This is a genomic window from uncultured Candidatus Kuenenia sp. (assembly GCF_900696675.1).
In the GTDB taxonomy this organism is placed as follows: Bacteria; Planctomycetota; Brocadiia; order Brocadiales; family Brocadiaceae; genus Kuenenia; species Kuenenia stuttgartiensis_A.
On record NZ_CAADGZ010000003.1, the window covers coordinates 1 to 15,471 of the forward strand.

At 43.1% G+C, this 15,471-nt stretch carries 19 protein-coding genes; 6 read left to right on the top strand and 13 right to left on the bottom strand.

Annotated features, from left to right (window positions below):
* The first annotated feature begins 186 nt into the window (after positions 1-186).
* Entirely contained in the window at positions 187-534 is a 348-nt protein-coding gene (locus QZT26_RS00955; RefSeq protein WP_295100059.1) for a hypothetical protein, read from the top strand.
* Between the two features lie 196 nt (positions 535-730).
* On the opposite strand, the gene QZT26_RS00960 is transcribed toward QZT26_RS00955, so the two are convergent.
* From QZT26_RS00960 to QZT26_RS00975, 4 genes are all read right to left on the bottom strand, one after another.
* Positions 731-2,266, bottom strand: a complete 1,536-nt coding sequence (locus QZT26_RS00960) for a glycosyltransferase family 39 protein (protein WP_099325927.1) — start codon at positions 2,264-2,266, stop codon at positions 731-733.
* A 355-nt stretch (positions 2,267-2,621) separates the two neighbouring features.
* The gene (locus tag QZT26_RS00965; RefSeq protein WP_295100063.1) at positions 2,622-3,713 is read right to left on the bottom strand and encodes an aminotransferase class I/II-fold pyridoxal phosphate-dependent enzyme; all 1,092 of its coding nucleotides are present in this window, start codon (positions 3,711-3,713) and stop codon (positions 2,622-2,624) included.
* Entirely contained in the window at positions 3,710-3,946 is a 237-nt protein-coding gene (locus QZT26_RS00970; RefSeq protein ID WP_295100065.1) for a small basic protein, read from the bottom strand. The genes QZT26_RS00965 and QZT26_RS00970 overlap by 4 nt, the downstream gene beginning before the upstream one ends.
* Positions 3,947-3,962: 16 nt before the next feature.
* Entirely contained in the window at positions 3,963-4,919 is a 957-nt protein-coding gene (locus QZT26_RS00975) for a hypothetical protein (RefSeq protein ID WP_164995459.1), read from the bottom strand.
* Between the two features lie 419 nt (positions 4,920-5,338).
* Between QZT26_RS00975 and ligA the strand changes: the two genes are divergently transcribed.
* The 5 genes from ligA to QZT26_RS01000 all read left to right on the top strand — a co-directional run bounded on the left by ligA (position 5,339) and on the right by QZT26_RS01000 (position 11,234).
* Positions 5,339-7,363, top strand: coding sequence for an NAD-dependent DNA ligase LigA (gene ligA / locus QZT26_RS00980; RefSeq protein ID WP_295100067.1), 2,025 nt, complete (start codon positions 5,339-5,341; stop codon positions 7,361-7,363).
* 107 nt (positions 7,364-7,470) lie between these two features.
* The gene (locus tag QZT26_RS00985) at positions 7,471-8,832 is read left to right on the top strand and encodes a TldD/PmbA family protein (protein ID WP_295100069.1); all 1,362 of its coding nucleotides are present in this window, start codon (positions 7,471-7,473) and stop codon (positions 8,830-8,832) included.
* Positions 8,833-9,882 carry a type IV pilus twitching motility protein PilT gene (locus QZT26_RS00990; RefSeq protein WP_295100070.1) on the top strand — a complete coding sequence of 350 codons (1,050 nt, stop codon included), beginning with the start codon at positions 8,833-8,835 and terminating at the stop codon, positions 9,880-9,882.
* 19 nt (positions 9,883-9,901) lie between these two features.
* A complete protein-coding gene (locus QZT26_RS00995; RefSeq protein WP_164995455.1) occupies positions 9,902-11,008 on the top strand; it encodes a PilT/PilU family type 4a pilus ATPase in 1,107 nt (368 codons plus the stop codon).
* A gap of 31 nt (positions 11,009-11,039) precedes the next feature.
* A complete protein-coding gene (locus QZT26_RS01000) occupies positions 11,040-11,234 on the top strand; it encodes a hypothetical protein (protein WP_295100074.1) in 195 nt (64 codons plus the stop codon).
* Here QZT26_RS01000 and QZT26_RS01005 read toward each other — a convergent pair.
* The 9 genes from QZT26_RS01005 to QZT26_RS01045 all read right to left on the bottom strand — a co-directional run bounded on the left by QZT26_RS01005 (position 11,229) and on the right by QZT26_RS01045 (position 15,336).
* A complete protein-coding gene (locus tag QZT26_RS01005) occupies positions 11,229-11,363 on the bottom strand; it encodes a hypothetical protein (protein ID WP_295100076.1) in 135 nt (44 codons plus the stop codon). The genes QZT26_RS01000 and QZT26_RS01005 overlap by 6 nt on opposite strands.
* 54 nt (positions 11,364-11,417) lie before the next feature.
* Positions 11,418-11,567, bottom strand: coding sequence for a hypothetical protein (locus tag QZT26_RS01010; protein ID WP_295100078.1), 150 nt, complete (start codon positions 11,565-11,567; stop codon positions 11,418-11,420).
* Between the two features lie 159 nt (positions 11,568-11,726).
* Positions 11,727-11,927 (bottom strand): hypothetical protein, encoded by a 201-nt coding sequence (locus tag QZT26_RS01015; RefSeq protein ID WP_295100080.1) that lies wholly within the window; start codon positions 11,925-11,927, stop codon positions 11,727-11,729.
* Between the two features lie 130 nt (positions 11,928-12,057).
* The gene (locus tag QZT26_RS01020; RefSeq protein ID WP_295100082.1) at positions 12,058-12,432 is read right to left on the bottom strand and encodes a hypothetical protein; all 375 of its coding nucleotides are present in this window, start codon (positions 12,430-12,432) and stop codon (positions 12,058-12,060) included.
* Between the two features lie 42 nt (positions 12,433-12,474).
* The gene (locus QZT26_RS01025) at positions 12,475-13,125 is read right to left on the bottom strand and encodes a hypothetical protein (protein WP_295100084.1); all 651 of its coding nucleotides are present in this window, start codon (positions 13,123-13,125) and stop codon (positions 12,475-12,477) included.
* Positions 13,126-13,575: 450 nt separating this feature from the next.
* A complete protein-coding gene (locus tag QZT26_RS01030; protein WP_295100085.1) occupies positions 13,576-13,773 on the bottom strand; it encodes a hypothetical protein in 198 nt (65 codons plus the stop codon).
* Positions 13,774-13,818: 45 nt separating this feature from the next.
* The gene (locus QZT26_RS01035; RefSeq protein WP_295100087.1) at positions 13,819-14,487 is read right to left on the bottom strand and encodes a hypothetical protein; all 669 of its coding nucleotides are present in this window, start codon (positions 14,485-14,487) and stop codon (positions 13,819-13,821) included.
* Positions 14,488-14,708: 221 nt separating this feature from the next.
* Positions 14,709-15,041: a DUF5615 family PIN-like protein gene (locus QZT26_RS01040; RefSeq protein ID WP_295100089.1), complete on the bottom strand. Its 333-nt coding sequence runs from the start codon at positions 15,039-15,041 to the stop codon at positions 14,709-14,711.
* On the bottom strand, positions 15,034-15,336 hold the full coding sequence (locus QZT26_RS01045) for a DUF433 domain-containing protein (RefSeq protein ID WP_099325946.1): 303 nt from the start codon (positions 15,334-15,336) through the stop codon (positions 15,034-15,036). Before QZT26_RS01045 ends, QZT26_RS01040 begins: the two co-directional genes overlap by 8 nt.
* Positions 15,337-15,471 lie beyond the last annotated feature (135 nt).

Genomic DNA, 15,471 nt, shown 5'->3' on the forward strand with positions numbered 1-15,471 from the left:
TGCTTTTTTAAATTCTATTCGGGTTTTTTCACTGAGAAATGGATTCATGCAGAATTTAATACTCTAGAAACAATTCAAATGCAAGAAAAAAACAGATTTTTATAAAAATAAATGCTTTTTACTATACCACCTGACAATTGTCCTGTTTTTTTCATCAGATTAAAAAAAGTGTAAAAGAATGTCATCGTGCTAAAAAAGCTGCTCACCACCACTATACTACTATTTATTATCGCAGCCTTCGTGTTATTTGTAGCGAAATCACTTCAAAAAACGAGCGGATTCAGACTTATGGGAGGTAGGAGCAAAAGTAGTATAACGATAACAAAGGAAGAAATATATTTATGGGAAAATTATAAAAATGGCAAACTCTCCGGTGTAATTGGGAAAGCGCATCACGGGGAAAAAATTGTGTTTATCAATAGAATGGAAAAGGCGGCTTTTGTAAAAACCGCAAAAGGGCAGGTAGGCTGGGTGTATACACGCAATATTAAAGAGTCCCCTAATAGCGGTATCTTTACAATCTCCACAAAATAATCCAACCAGCATAAAAACATCTTTCCGGTCTATCATTGTGGTGGACATTCTCCCATAAGTGCAAGATAATAAATACACCTTTATTAATAGGAATTTTAAAAATTCCTCGTTAGGAAGAGGGACAAGGGGAATGATTCGTTGATTCATTTTTACATACTCCTTAACCATTTAACCACGTAACAAATATGTTGCAATATTATTTTAAACGGTAAATAAGAAATCCTCCTGGAACGGCAATGTCCTTTACCTGAGCCGTCATGTTGTAAAACGGTTGCTGTATAAAATGTGCCAGATAATCTTTGTCTGTGTTATAAAAAACAAAAAGGGCGGTTTTGGGCATTTGCCCTTTGTAGGTTATCTGCCCGTATAGCTTTTCTTTCTCCGGGGTATTTCCTCCGCCTCCCAATATGACGGGCCAAAGCAGTTTTATCCTGTGTCTTTGATCTTCCGGAGTTAAATAGTAGAAGGTAAATACGTTAATATTGGAAATAAAAATGTATTCTGCATCTGACTGAAGCAGTGCTTCTGTGATCTGGCGGTGATCGTAATAATCCCATGTATTGTCGGTTTTACCGCCCACATAAATAGAAGGTTCTATTACGCCGTTTGAACGGCTGTTTGGAATATAATAATTTGTAGCCAACAATATCAAATTTATTAAAATCACAATACCTCCCAAAACACGCCACATCCCTCTATTAGCGTTTGTCTTGCAAAACCCTAAGAAAACAGGTAATACCCATGCGATAATCAGCCATATGCGCGAACCGACAGAACCGAATGGCGTAATTTGCCATATACCGGCAAAGTTAATGGCAATAAAGGTAATGATACCCCAAAACATCTTCTTTTCTGTTTTATCATGTTTTGAAATAAGGAATATTGTTGCGAAGATCGCTAATATTGCCGGGATTCCCCATACGAAGGGAAGGATGCTCCCCCCTGAAAACCGCGCGTAAAGTCCGTCTCCCGATAGGGTATAGAGAAGATTTAAGAGAGCGGTTTTCAATGAAGCCGGCGGAATGGAAGGTTTTTGGGGAAATAAGTCCATTCCCAGCGCAAGCATTGAAACAAACCGTGGTATCAGCCCAATTGAAAACCCGATAAGGCAAAACATACCATGGATTAAAAAACACCGCAGTCCGGGCCACATGAATAGTGCATAGCAAATGACGAGAGAAACTGCGCTTGGGAGAAAAATTACGTGATTCCAGATTCCAAACGACAGAACAAAACCGGCGAGTATCCATCCTGTTATCCGGACGTATTTTTTTGCGTTATTACAGAGTTTTACGTATATCCAAATTGTTCCGAAAAAGAAAAAGGGATTAAGCACAAAGACTTCTCCGCAAAGCCGTGAAAGCATGACAACGGGCGGGAAGGTGAGAAGAAGTCCGGCTGTCCATCGCGCCCGGTTAATGCAATGTTGCCGTGTAATATCAAAAATTGCAATAATGGTTATGAGGGTAAAGACGGGACCCAGACACCGCAGACTCCATACAGAATTCCCAAAAAACCATACGCAAACAGCAAGCATGTATGAATGTACCGGAGATGTATAATTGTTGAAAATACCGGTGAGAGGCCGCACTCCTTCAAGAATCATTTCCGCTAAGAGGCCAAATATCGCTTCGTCTCTGTGGATACCGACAATGTCATCCAGTCCCCAGAACAGGATGGCGATTCCTCCAAAAAAGCCAATAAAATACCAATATATTTTTTTAGCAATCAAGGCTATTTGTATGCAGGTGTAAAATAGTTAAACGGTTCAATTATTGTAACTTCTCAACTTATTGATAGTACCTTATCTGTAATTTCTTTGCATTTTTTTGCAAAATATTTAATGGTGAAATCCGAAATGCTAAATACGAAACAAACTCTAATGACAAAGCATAAAATTCAAAACAAATCCCAAAATACCCAACAATACGAAGCACGAAATACGAAAGATGCGCTTGTTTAGCATTTCAAATCATTTTGTCATTAGAATTTGTTTCGGATTTCGTGCTTCGTACTTGTTTAGTTCTGGCTATGCCAGCTTAGGTGTGAACATGAGCATTCATCTGCTTATGTAATGAATGTGGGGATCACGCGAGGCCGTTAAGAATTTTTATGCCCTTTTCGATGGTTTCTTCTGTAGCGGCGTAAGAAATGCGGAAATGTGTGTGGCGTTCAGAAAATACGCTGCCCGGAATGATTAACAGATTGTTCTTGATGGCGGCCATAACAAATTCTTCATCGGTCCCCCAGGGAACCTGCGGGAAGAAGTAAAAAGCCCCTTCGGGTTTTATGATCCGGAACTTGTCTTTCAGCCCTTCGTACATCATGTCCCTCTTCTTCCTGTAATCCGCGATATATTTGCTCAGATCAAATCCCCATGACCGGAACACTGCGTATTGTGAAAAGGAAGGGGCGCACACAAAGGTGTATTGCTGAAGTTTTATCATTTCCTTTATGATCGTTTCCGGGCCTGCTGCGTAACCCAAACGCCAACCGGTCATGGCAAAGGATTTGGAGAATCCGTCAAGTATAAGCGTTTTATTATAATACTTTCCTATACTCTCAAATTCGTTGTTATAGTCGTAGTCATGATATATCTCGTCGGAAATTACCAGCAGGTCATGTTTTTTTGCCAGTTCTGCAATATCTTTTAGCTCCTGCGGCGTATTCATCACCCCCGTGGGATTAGCAGGACTGTTTATGACGATTATTTTGGTTTTTCTTGTGATATGCGGCTCAATACGTTCCGCTGATAATTTGAAGTCGGGATATGTATCGACAAACACTGATTTTCCGCTGCAAAAATTCACCATGTGTTTGTAAATAACAAAAGCGGGGTCAGGAATTATTACCTCGTCTTCCTGATCTACCAGCGTCATAATCGCTAAGGTTAATGCACCCGAAACGCCTGAAGTGACCATAATATCTTCCGTAGTCACCTCTCGGTCTTTTTTAAGGCGGTCCATCAGCACATTGCGAAGTTCTGGTATACCTTGCGTCAATGTGTATTTGTTTGCGCCTTCATTTATCGACTTAATCGCTACTTCTTTGATCTCTCCGGGAACATCAAAGTCCGGCTGGCCTATGCTGAGGTTTACCGGACTTTTCATTTTTTGCGCAAGGTCAAAGACCTTTCTGATGCCGGAGGAGTCTATATTAGACATCCTGCTGGCAATCATTTTTTCGCCTTTCCTGCCTTTCCTGCTTTTCCTGTTTCTTCCGGTTCAACTTTCTTTGGGGCCTTGCCTTTTCGCTTTAGTTTTTCCACTTTTACCTTAGGGAGACCAAAAACAGAGGTATCCTGATCCCAGCGATTCTCTGCCTTAAGTATTGCGATACGTTCCACCTTTCTATACACATTTCTTGGCCTCGAAAGTTTACCTTTTGGTTTTAAACTCTTATCAATGCTCATATTTCTCCTCCTTATTTTATCTCATACGTACGGGATAACATCCCGAAAACTGTTTTTTATTTTGATATTCGAAATTGCCGACGTCCCTTTGGGTTTTCGTTAAGTCCGCGCTGTTCAAATCGTCAAATTCTCCCACGCAAACAAAAAGCTCTTTTCCCGTGTTGACAACAAAAGAGCTATAACCTAATGATTCCTGCAACATACCTGCTATTTCTTTGGCGCGTTGCACATTTGCCTTTGAATTTTTATAGGAAATTACGCGTATCGTCCACCGATCCTTTATTATCGCATTATCCTGGATAACAAGTTTCGCATCGCTGCCTGAGTTCTTTTCAACTTTCGAAGCAGTATCCTTTGTCGTCTTCTCTTTCGGCGCGTCAATGGGCTTTAACTGTCCAATGCCTCCATGTTGAGTTTTCTTCGGCTCTATTGTTTCCAGCCACTCTTCCGCCTGGTTGGTTATTCCCTTATTGTACCCCGCTTTGTGTCCTACAAAGAAACAGGCAACGGAGAGAAAAGTAGCCGCAATGGCGCCAATGATGAGCGTTTCCTGCCGCAGTACCACCTCGTCTTTACGTAGCACTACTTCATCTCTCAAAGGAGCAGGCGGCGTAGCAATTGTTTGCTTTGAAGGAATGGGTTCTGGCGTAATCTGACCAGGCGTTGTATACCTTTTCTCCGTCTTTTTTTCAATCGAAAGCGTTTCCGTACTTGTGTTTTTAATCCATTGTAAAGGGTCAGATTGTCCTGATTTTCCCCTCATTTCTGAGGAAGCGGATGCAGGTGGTGGATTCGTGGGTAAGTCTTTAGACTCCGGCTTTTCATTCTTCGTAACCAGCGTTCCAACTTCTTGCGGCGGTGTTGTTCCTGCAGTCTCTGCACTTGGTTGCAATTCTTCTTTTTGAACACCGTCTTTTTCCTGAGGTTTTTTTAACAACTCAAAGAAAACTTTAGAATCACTTCCTTTAACCATAATTCATCACCCCTTTATGCGGGATCTATAAAAAAATATGTGGTTAATTACCACATCATTAAAATGAAAAAGTGATTCAATTATGCAGGTTTTCCCCGAACGGCCATCAACACAGCAAATAATTAAACGCTGCAAATCCTGACTTCCTTTATGAAAAACAACAGACATTTTTCAGCGGTAGCAATTCAGTTTTTTGAAAAATTCCAATATTAGTTACATACGTAACGCTAAAAACAAGCTTTTGCGAGTTTATAAAAAATGCAGAACAAAGTCAAGTGATTCTGCCATTATAACAGAATACGTTGACTCTTATATAAAGTTTGTTATACTGGCAGCTTAAAAATCCTTTCATCCTGAAAATTACATCAGGGAGAACCTGGTTTTCCATAAATTTTTCTCTAAATGGTTAAGACAAAAAAGTGTCGTCAACGGTAAAAGAAAAAATAGAACAACTCCGCTGCATTATACGGTATCACGACTATAAGTATTATGTGGAAAATAATCCTGAGATTTCTGATTATGAATATGATCAACTACTCAGGGAGTTACAGAACCTTGAGAGCGCACATCCTGAATTAATAACGCCGGATTCCCCCACCCAAAGAGTCGCAGACCAACCAATCAGTCAGTTTCCCACCGTGGAACATAAGAAACCAATGTTGAGCATAGATAACACCTATTCAAATGAGGAGTTGAAGGAGTTTGATCAAAGAATAAAACGCATGGCCGGCATCGATGCCAATACAGATATTGAATATGTCGTTGAATTAAAAATTGACGGAATAGCTATTACACTCTGGTATGAGAACGGATTGTTTGTACGGGGTGCCACCCGCGGTGATGGTTTCCGGGGGGACGACGTCACTGCAAACCTTAAAACAATCCGGCAAATCCCATTAAAACTTTCCGTATCGGGCGCACACTATAAAATACCGCCGGTTGTGGAAATAAGAGGAGAAATTTATTTGCCAAATAAAGAGTTCCAGCGGATAAATGAAGAAAGGGAAGAAAAAGGAGAGATTCAGTTCGCAAATCCCAGAAATGCGGCGGCAGGGTCATTAAAGCTTTTAGACCCCCGTATTACCGCGAAAAGGCGACTCAAAATGTTTGCCTATGTTATAGGATATGTTGAAGGAATGGAATTGGAGTCGCATGTACAGTGCCTTGATTTTATCAAGGCGATAGGGCTTCCGGTAAACTCGTACGCGCAATTATGCAAAAATATCGATGAGGTGGTACGGTATTGTAACGAATGGGATAAACGACGCGGAATCCTTGACTATATGGTGGACGGGATGGTCATAAAGGTGAATTCCCTTGCACTTCAGGAGCAATTGGGGGCGACAAGTAAGGCTCCCCGCTGGATGATATCATTTAAATTTCAGCCTGAGCAGGCAATAACAAGGATTGAGGAAATTGTTGTTCAGGTAGGGAAAACAGGCACGCTCACGCCTGTAGCCAATCTTGCGCCGGTATTGCTCGCGGGTACGACGGTAAGCCGCGCTTCACTTCATAATTTTGACGAAGTAAAGAGAAAAGACGTCAGGGTGGGGGATTATGTTGTTGTACAAAAAGCGGGAGAAATTATTCCGCAAGTCGTAAAAGTACTGGAAGAAAAGCGAAGCGGACGGGAAAAGGTTTTTGTTGAACCTGCCTGCTGTCCTGTATGCAAAGGCCCTGTACACCGGGATAACAGTGAAGTATATTTGCGCTGCCACAACCCGTTGTGCAAGGCGCAGACGAAAAGGCGCATCCAATACTTTGCGGGCAGAGACGCAATGGATATCGAAGGGCTTGGCCCCGCCATTATCGAACAATTGGTGGATAAAGGCCTCGTGGATGATTATTCGGACATTTTTTCCCTACAGTATGATGACCTTGTTAATCTTGAGCGCATGGGGAAAAAATCCTCATCCAATCTTATAAGTGCGATTGAAAATAGCCGTGGACGTGACCTTGACCGTCTGATTTGCGCTTTGGGTATACACAACGTTGGTTTGCACACCGCAGAAGTGTTATCGGAGCATTTTGATTCTCTCGGGAAACTGTTAAATGCAACCGCAGATGAACTGAAAAAGATACATGAGATAGGGCCCGTTGTAGCACAAAGCATTGTTGAATTTTTCCAAAACAAACATACACGGGAAATTATAAAAAAGCTTGTTGCAAAAGGAGTAAATACCGAAAAACTGACGTCAGATATACCACGGAAAAGCAGTAAAGTAGCGGGAAAATCTTTTGTAATAACCGGCAAACTACAAAAATATTCCCGCAGCGATGCGGAAAAACTTATCAAGCGCCTCGGGGGGAGGGTTTCGTCTGCCGTGAGCGGGAAGACAAATTATCTCATTGCCGGAGAAGACCCAGGCTCAAAGCTGGGCAAGGCGAAAGAGCTTGGCGTGGTTATTCTTGACGAAGAGGCATTTGATCTGTTGGTAGGGTAATTTGGCAGCCGGCAATCGGCAGTCGGCAGATTGAGGACGGAGGACTGAACAAATGGTTCAATGGTAATAAGGATTTGATAATCTTAATTTTAAAAGGGATAACCTAAATGGAAAAAATGATAAAAAACGCATTAAAACTGGCAAAAGCGGACTACGCTGAGGTTCGTGTCCATGAAGGGGTCAGTACGGGTATCACTTATGTGGGAAAAGAGCTTGAAGGTATCGGTGAAAAAAGCTCTTTTGGCGGATGCGTAAGGGCGTTGGTAAACGGCGGCTGGGGTTTTGTCGCCTTTAACGATATAGAACATCTTCCTAAATACATTGAAATGGCTTGTGAACAGGCAAAATTCGTTGGAAAGAATAAAAGCCAGCTTGCCCCCACACCCATAATAAACGATCATACAAAAACGACAGTTGTCAATGACCCGGCGGAAATATCCTTGAAAGAAAAACAGTCGCTTTGCGACAAATACAACACGATCATTCTTTCTTCAAAACAAATACAGACGTCCAATGTCCGGTATCTGGATTCACACGGCACAGTGTTTTTCGCCAATACCGAAGGGAGCTTTATAGTGCAGGAAACGATTTTTTGCGGCATCTCTCTGCTCGCTATGGCAAGGGACGGCATGAACGTCCAGCAGGCATATCATTCCGTAGGAGACTTGCGCGGGTATAATAATGTATTAAAGATGGAACAGGAATGTGAGAAGGTTGCAAAACGCGCGGTTGACCAGCTTTCGGCAAAACCGGTGAATGGCGGCAAATATACGGTCATCATCGATCCCAAGCTGTGCGGCGTATTTGTCCATGAAGCATTTGGACACCTCAGTGAGGCGGATTTTATTTATGAAAACGCTCAATTGCGGGAGATCATGGTTCTTGGGAAGCGTTTTGGCTCCGATGCCCTGTCGATTGTTGATGACGGTACATTAGTAGGTGAAGCCGGATACAACAAGTATGACAGCGAGGGGACTCCAACGCAAAAGACGTATCTTATTAAAAATGGTATCTTAGCCAACAGGCTTCATTCGCGGGAAACGGCAGCAAAGATGAATGAAAAGCCTACGGGCAATGCACGCGCCATCAGTTATGGCAATGAACCCATCGTCCGTATGACGAATACCTTTATGGAGCCGCGTAATGATACCTTCGAAAAAATGTTATCGGAAGTTGATGATGGTATTTACGCAATCGGCGCCTTAGGGGGACAAACCAACACGGAGATGTTTACCTTTAGTGCGGAAGAGGCGTACATTATACGCAACGGACAGTTGAAAGAAAGAGTACGCGATGTAGTTCTTACCGGAAACGTATTTGAGACACTCATGAATATTGATGCAATTGGAAACGATCTTGAAATTTATGGGGGTATGGGAGGGTGTGGCAAGGGCGGTCAATCGCCTTTACGCGTCAGCGACGGCGGGCCTCATGTGCGAATACGAAATGTCGTTATTGGAGGACGATAAATGGATATAATGGAACTCCTCGCTTTTGCAACTAAAGAAAGCGCGTCGGATGTGCATATAAGTTCCGGCGAACCACCCATGATCCGTATCCATGGTGATATGAGAAAAATTGACATGCCGCCATTGATGAGGGAAGATGTGCATACGGTTTTGTATAATATTCTTAATGACCAGCAACGCAAGGCATATGAGGAACACTATGAATTGGATTTTGCCATTGCAATAACCGGCGTCGGACGTTTCAGGGTGAACGCCTTTCTGCAGAACAGGGGCGAGTCTATTGTGTTCAGAACCATTCCGGAAAAAATCCCGCTTCTGGAACAACTTAATATGCCACCTATTGTGGCGGAATTGACGAAAAAGGAGAAGGGACTCATCCTCTTAACAGGGCCTACCGGCAGCGGAAAATCCACCACGCTGGCGGCTATGTTAGACCTCATTAACCGGGAATATAAATGTCATATCCTTACCATTGAAGACCCCATAGAATTTGTCCATAAGTCCAAAAACAGCCTCGTTAATCAAAGGGAACTGTGGTCAAATACCCATAGTTTCGCTAACGCCCTGAGATCGGCGCTTCGCGAAGACCCTGATGTTATTCTGGTGGGAGAAATGAGAGACCTTGAGACCATATCGCTGGCGCTCACCGCCGCAGAAACCGGTCATCTCGTACTTGCCACGTTGCATACTTCCAGTGCGCCGAAAACGGTTGACAGAATAATCGACGTATTTCCCGCGGAACAACAACAGCAAATCCGCACCATGCTGTCCGAATCGCTTCAGGCGGTAATTGCCCAGCAACTGATCAAGAGAAAGGAAGGGCTTGGGCGTATCGCAGCGTTAGAAATTATGATCGGCACCCCAGCCGTAAGAAATCTGATCAGGGAGAATAAGATTGCCCAAATTCCTTCGGCATTGCAAACCGGACGCCAGCATGGCATGCAGACAATGGATCAGGCGCTGTTGGATTTGTGCAGGAACAGTCTTGTTTCCAAAGAATCAATCAGGAATTTTGTGAGCACCCCCTCTGCCCTGGACGGCATAAAGTAAATTCTCAGGGAGATTTTCCATGGAAATTAAAGATTTATTACAAGAAATGGTGCGTTTGGATGCTTCTGATATTTACATTACCGTTGGGTTGCCCCCTGTGTTCAGGAAGGAAGGGAACAACATTCCCGCCGGTCAGGAAATAGTAACGGGCGATGACACCCGCACCCTTGCCGAATCAATAATGAGCGAAAAACAAAGGGCAGATTTTTACGAACAAATGGAAATGAATTTAGCCCTGTATTATCCGGAGCTTGGACGTTTCAGGGTAAACATTTTTTTTCAGCAAAGGAATGTCGGCCTTGTCGTCAGGCAGATAAAGATAAACATTCAGTCTATTGACGATTTACGGCTACCCCAGGTATTCAAAGACATTGCCATGGCAAAACGAGGGCTTGTGCTGGTAGTTGGCGCAACCGGTTCAGGGAAATCAACCACACTGGCGGCGATGATTGATCACCGGAATGAGAATAATTCAGGCCACATAATTACGGTAGAAGATCCCATTGAGTTTGTGCACAGACATAAAAAATCTGTTATCACACAAAGAGAAATCGGACTGGACAGCTTGTCGTATCACAATGCACTGAAAAATACCTTGCGCCAGGCGCCGGACGTCATCCTGGTGGGAGAAATCCGCGATACCGAAACAATGGAGTCGGCCATCACCTTTGCGGAAACGGGCCATCTTTGTTTGGGAACGCTCCACGCAAACAACGCAAACCAGGCGATTGAAAGGATTATAAACTTCTTCCCTCCGGAACGGCACGAACAAATATACATGCTACTCTCGCTGAATCTGCGGGCAATAATCTCGCAAAGATTAATCCCCGCAAAAGAGGGAAAGCGGGCAGGCGCCTTTGAAGTATTGCTGGACACCCCAAGGATAAAGGATCTTATCTTGAAAAAGGAAATAGGGTTATTGAAGGAAACAATGGCAAAAGGGAATCAGGAAGGGATGATGACCATGGACCAGTCCTTATTTCATCTTTTAAAAAAGGGGGAAATAACTTACGAAAACGCTATTGCCTACGCCGATAGCGCGAATGATCTGCGTCTGCGTATAAAGGTGGAAGGGATTGAAGGTGAGAAAGAAGAAGGGCAGGCAGCACGTTTTAAATTAAAGTAAAAAAAATTTACAACTTAATCGAGGTATATGCATGAAAATAAGCATTATTTATAAAGAAGAGAATGGGTGGTATGTCGGGCACATACAAGAGTATCCCGAATTTGAAAGCCAGGGAGAAAATTTAGATGAATTAAAAGAAAATTTATTGGATATATACGAACAAAAAGGGACACTTCCCTTATTTTTCCACCAAATCAAGCAAGAAATATGGGAGGTGTCCTTATAATTTCATTTCAAGATTTAATGCCCCATGAGGGGATTTTCCATTGTAGCCTAAAATCACTCCAACTAGACTTGTCAATTCTTCATTTAACAAAATTCCAGTCCATTGTGTTTTTGTTAAGTCAGTCGCCATTATTCTCTTTTTTATTTGTTTGTCTACCGTACCTACCGTACATAATGACAAAGCTCACTTGCCGCTATGGAGTGCCAGCGGAATAGCGGTCTGGTGGAGCGCCTTGTTAGCCCAATAATTTATCGTACTCATCATGAGTTCCAATCCAAAACCATTGCACACCATCTGGCACTGGTACACCAAGTGCCCGATAATACAATCCAATACGAACGCTCCAATAACGACCTTTACATACCGATTTAAAATGCAACGACGTATGCATCGGATCTTCTCGTAGTAATTTGTAGTTACGGCGTGCAAGTTCCCTTATTTGCTGTGGTAGTGCCTCAAGACTACGCCAGAATTTGGATGATGCGTAGTGTTTCAAATTTCTCGTACCCTGCCTGCCTTATATTCGGCAAGTGCTTCCTCGGCAAGCGCATCAAGTTTCCCGGCTGCAGCATCAGCTTCTATTTGTGCATCCCATGCATCTGCATCAAACTCTGCAAACCAGCGTCTGAAATCAGCTAATTCGGTTTGCGAGAGTCGTTTTATATCATTTTCAATTGCCTCGACTGTTGTCATTGCATTACCTCCTCTCCTTATTTCAGGAATAATATCATTGCTTCACTATCGGGCTAACGCCCACAATCACCTGACAGCGGAAGCCGCAGGCTGTAGCTGGTCAGGTGCATTGTGATGTTGGGTAATTCGATCATTTTGGAAATGACTTGAAGGCGTCTCGCATAAAGTCAATGAATGACTGTGACCTAACATCAAAATCTTCCTTAGCCCTAAGTCTAATTCTGTCAGATTTTTGATTCCGATTCTTGACGAAGACGGTACTCGGCATGCCAAGTTTCTCAGCTAAGGTTTCGTCCGTATCAAATTTTTCAACTCCGAGGCGCTTGGCAAGATCATCGGTCTTGAAAACCCCTGCCTTGACGAGGAGATCTATTACAAGAAACCGCGGTTTTGTGTGCACGCATAGCCAGTTATAGTTGTTTACCGGATAGGCCACATAATATTTCTGACCCCAGCGGGGTACCTCAATTTCAAATTCTTCTTGAACGATCTGATCAAGGAGCAAAAGCATTTCTTTGGTTTTAGGGCTACATCGTTTTTCAAGGTGTCAAGATTTACCATCGGTAGACCAAGGCTGAGATTCAGTTCCGCGCTTTCCGACGGAAACAAATCGGCTGACCGTCATTGGTACAATGGTGGTAGGTTCAATAAAAAGATTGTCTCCCTCCTTGTAAGCCTGAACCTCAATCAATTTAATATCAACTGAGTGTTCGCGTAGCCATAAAGCGACACTTCCAAGCTTCTCCCTTACAGATGATCCAACGATGATGATTCTTTGTTCCGTGTTAATGTCGGGGATATAGTCGACACCGGATTCTGCGCAAAAGGATTCGAACATATCATTGAAGTTAAATTCAGCATCACCATTTTTCCAAAAATAGTTCCTTGCGATATTTTCGAAATCTTCAAAACGCCACTTTGATACATAGCTCGCGTAACGCAGACACTGCACATCGACTGGATCTTTGAGTTGACCCCGTTTCAGTTCTATAACAGCAATTGATCCATTAGAATCAACAGCAAGAAGGTCAAGACGGTCTTTGGTATCAGGAATAATTACTTGTCGCCCGAAGACCAGCAATGGTTCACCCAACATTGAAGGATCGCTTGCTATCCAATCTTCAAGATGTTCTTCTAGCAGCTTCTCTTGCTTAAACCTTGTCTCCTTAACCTTGATAGGACCTTTGGAGTTGTCCACAAATAACTCATACAAATATAAAGGCAGATTTTCATGGTGAGTGGAATTATACAATCATGCCCAAAGTGAATTGTTAGTCAGGGTAAAATAATTATTTGTATGAGTTATTTATGGACAGAGCCTTTGTCGGTAATCTTCCACAGTGCCATGTATGTTTATCCTTTCACCCAACAATGATTATACAGTCTGTATAAACCGACCTACAACCTATCGACTGGACTTTGGACACGTGACCACCTTTGTTCAAGACATGGGTGTAGATCATCGTCATACTCAGATATGATAGTAAGATGATAGAAAATTGTTTTTCCCATAAAATCGAGCACTAATAAAACAAAAATGAAAAAGATTTCAAGCTTTTTAATTTTTTCAACACAATAGACAAACAAAAAGAAGGGGACACTTCCCTTATTTTTCCACCAAATCAAGCAAGAAATATGGGAGGTGTCCTTATAATTTCATTTCAAGATTTAATGCCCCATGAGGGGATTTTCCCTTGTAGCCTAAAATCACGCCAACTTGACTTGCAAATGCCTTATGCCCTTCAAATGAATAAAGGGTCCGGAAAATTGACAAGTCAAGCTCTGTTGTCAATTCTTCATTTAACAAAATTCCAGTCCATTGTGTTTTTGTTAAGTCAGTCGCCATTATTCTCTTTTTTATTTGTTTGTCTACCGTACCTAACAAGGCGCTCTACTTGCCGAGGTAGCTGGCATTGCCGCGCACCCATGCAAGATGAAGTGAAACACCAGACCGAGAACTAACCGAAACCATGTTGTTTTCTGTTGCGCCGCCGCCCATGAGCGCCACAAATGCCGCGTAGTCTTGGAACCACTCACTGGACGGGCTGAACGAGTGAACCAGCATGACGGCATGAGCCGCGTTGAAACGTTGCGCCTCAATTATGGCCGACGCTGTGCGGTGCAGTAGCTGGTAGCGCGTGGCGTCTGGAGCTGAGGATAAGCCCAGCAGAGAGAGTAGATACGCAAGGCGCTCTGCTTTGCCGGGGCTGGACTCTGCCTGCCACTCTTGCATGGTCGGGCCGAACGGCTCTGAAACCTTGCCCTCTACCGCGATAGAAACGAGTTGGCCTTGTGAACGGGCCAGAACCCAAATGTCGTTTTGCGAGGGACGCGAACCACCGGGTAATGGAACCTGATGCTCAGGCAGGGCCAGCAATAGTTCTACTGCTGGAAATGTGGAAGACAGAACCGAACCCACCTCAATCGGAAAACCGTTGGCCTCTTGCCACGAATACGCGAGGGTGCGAGCGGAATATCCTTTACGCCAGTGATTGACTGGCTCAGCAAGAAATTGAGCCCACTGCTCCGCGCTTGAAGTTGGAATGTAAATTTTGTTCAAAGCGTCGCTCTCCTGTTTTTCAAGGGCTAACACGAGGCTGAGTTGCGGCGGGCCTAAGGAAGCACTGCACCAGCTAATTTAAAATAAGATCTGAGAGGGCACCAAACCCAGCCAACAAGCCGGAGCCCGCGGTCAACTCCAGCCGATGTTATGTGGTCGGAACTGACCTCGCTTCTTGTGTCTCAATTTCAGAGTAAATATCTTACTATAATTACTATATCTTACAAAAATTCAAGATGATTTTCCATCTCATCTGATTCGAGTACTTGATAAATTAGCATGAGTCCTCTTACAATGTCGCCAATTGGAGTACGTTGGTGAGCATACACGATACCGCTGTGTTTAACACCTCTTGAATGTAGCTTCAGAAAATCCTCATCTTGCGTAAATATGACTCTTCTTTCTTTCATGGCAAAAGCTATATGTTCCTTATCATCTGCGCCCAACATCCCAGCTTCTTTTGTCGTCAAAGCATCCACGCCTCGAAGTCGCAATCCTTTCACAACAGAATTGGATACATGTTCGTCTGTATAAAACTTAAGCTTTTTACTCATTTAATTTTTGCAATACTTTTGAAGGCGTTTTTTGACGTAATGCTTCTACAAAAGATTCACTCTCCTCAATCGATTTGTCAATTTCAGCGCGATGATCGTAGTAATAGGCCAAAGCAGCGTAAACATCGGCTAAAGTCAGATCATATTCAGCAGCAATTTCGTCTGCGCTACGTCCCAACAGTTCGTGCCAAAGAACAATATTTTGAACGGTAATACGATGTCCAGCTATTCTCGGCTTACCACCGGTGATACCTTCGGTAATCTCGATGTGTCCATCTAAAGTTTTCGTAATCATTTACTCCACCTCTCAATTAAAAATCCAAGAATCAGCACACAGAAAAATTTAACTACTTTAGTAAAGAATGGCAAGAAAATGTTCGGCTGACTACTATTTTATTTAGATGATCGCTGAATACCTGCCACATAACAA

Excerpts from the sequence above, each read along its gene's own strand:
- QZT26_RS00965 (WP_295100063.1), bottom strand. The coding sequence starts at position 3,713 with ATGATTGCCAGCAGGATGTCTAATATAGACTCCTCCGGCATCAGAAAG.
- QZT26_RS00970 (WP_295100065.1), bottom strand. The coding sequence starts at position 3,946 with ATGAGCATTGATAAGAGTTTAAAACCAAAAGGTAAACTTTCGAGGCCA.
- QZT26_RS00975 (WP_164995459.1), bottom strand. The coding sequence starts at position 4,919 with ATGGTTAAAGGAAGTGATTCTAAAGTTTTCTTTGAGTTGTTAAAAAAA.
- QZT26_RS00985 (WP_295100069.1), top strand. The coding sequence starts at position 7,471 with ATGGAAAAAATGATAAAAAACGCATTAAAACTGGCAAAAGCGGACTAC.
- QZT26_RS00990 (WP_295100070.1), top strand. The coding sequence starts at position 8,833 with ATGGATATAATGGAACTCCTCGCTTTTGCAACTAAAGAAAGCGCGTCG.
- QZT26_RS00995 (WP_164995455.1), top strand. The coding sequence starts at position 9,902 with ATGGAAATTAAAGATTTATTACAAGAAATGGTGCGTTTGGATGCTTCT.
- QZT26_RS01000 (WP_295100074.1), top strand. The coding sequence starts at position 11,040 with ATGAAAATAAGCATTATTTATAAAGAAGAGAATGGGTGGTATGTCGGG.
- QZT26_RS01005 (WP_295100076.1), bottom strand. The coding sequence starts at position 11,363 with ATGGCGACTGACTTAACAAAAACACAATGGACTGGAATTTTGTTAAAT.
- QZT26_RS01015 (WP_295100080.1), bottom strand. The coding sequence starts at position 11,927 with ATGACAACAGTCGAGGCAATTGAAAATGATATAAAACGACTCTCGCAA.
- QZT26_RS01030 (WP_295100085.1), bottom strand. The coding sequence starts at position 13,773 with ATGGCGACTGACTTAACAAAAACACAATGGACTGGAATTTTGTTAAAT.
- QZT26_RS01040 (WP_295100089.1), bottom strand. The coding sequence starts at position 15,041 with ATGAGTAAAAAGCTTAAGTTTTATACAGACGAACATGTATCCAATTCT.
- QZT26_RS01045 (WP_099325946.1), bottom strand. The coding sequence starts at position 15,336 with ATGATTACGAAAACTTTAGATGGACACATCGAGATTACCGAAGGTATC.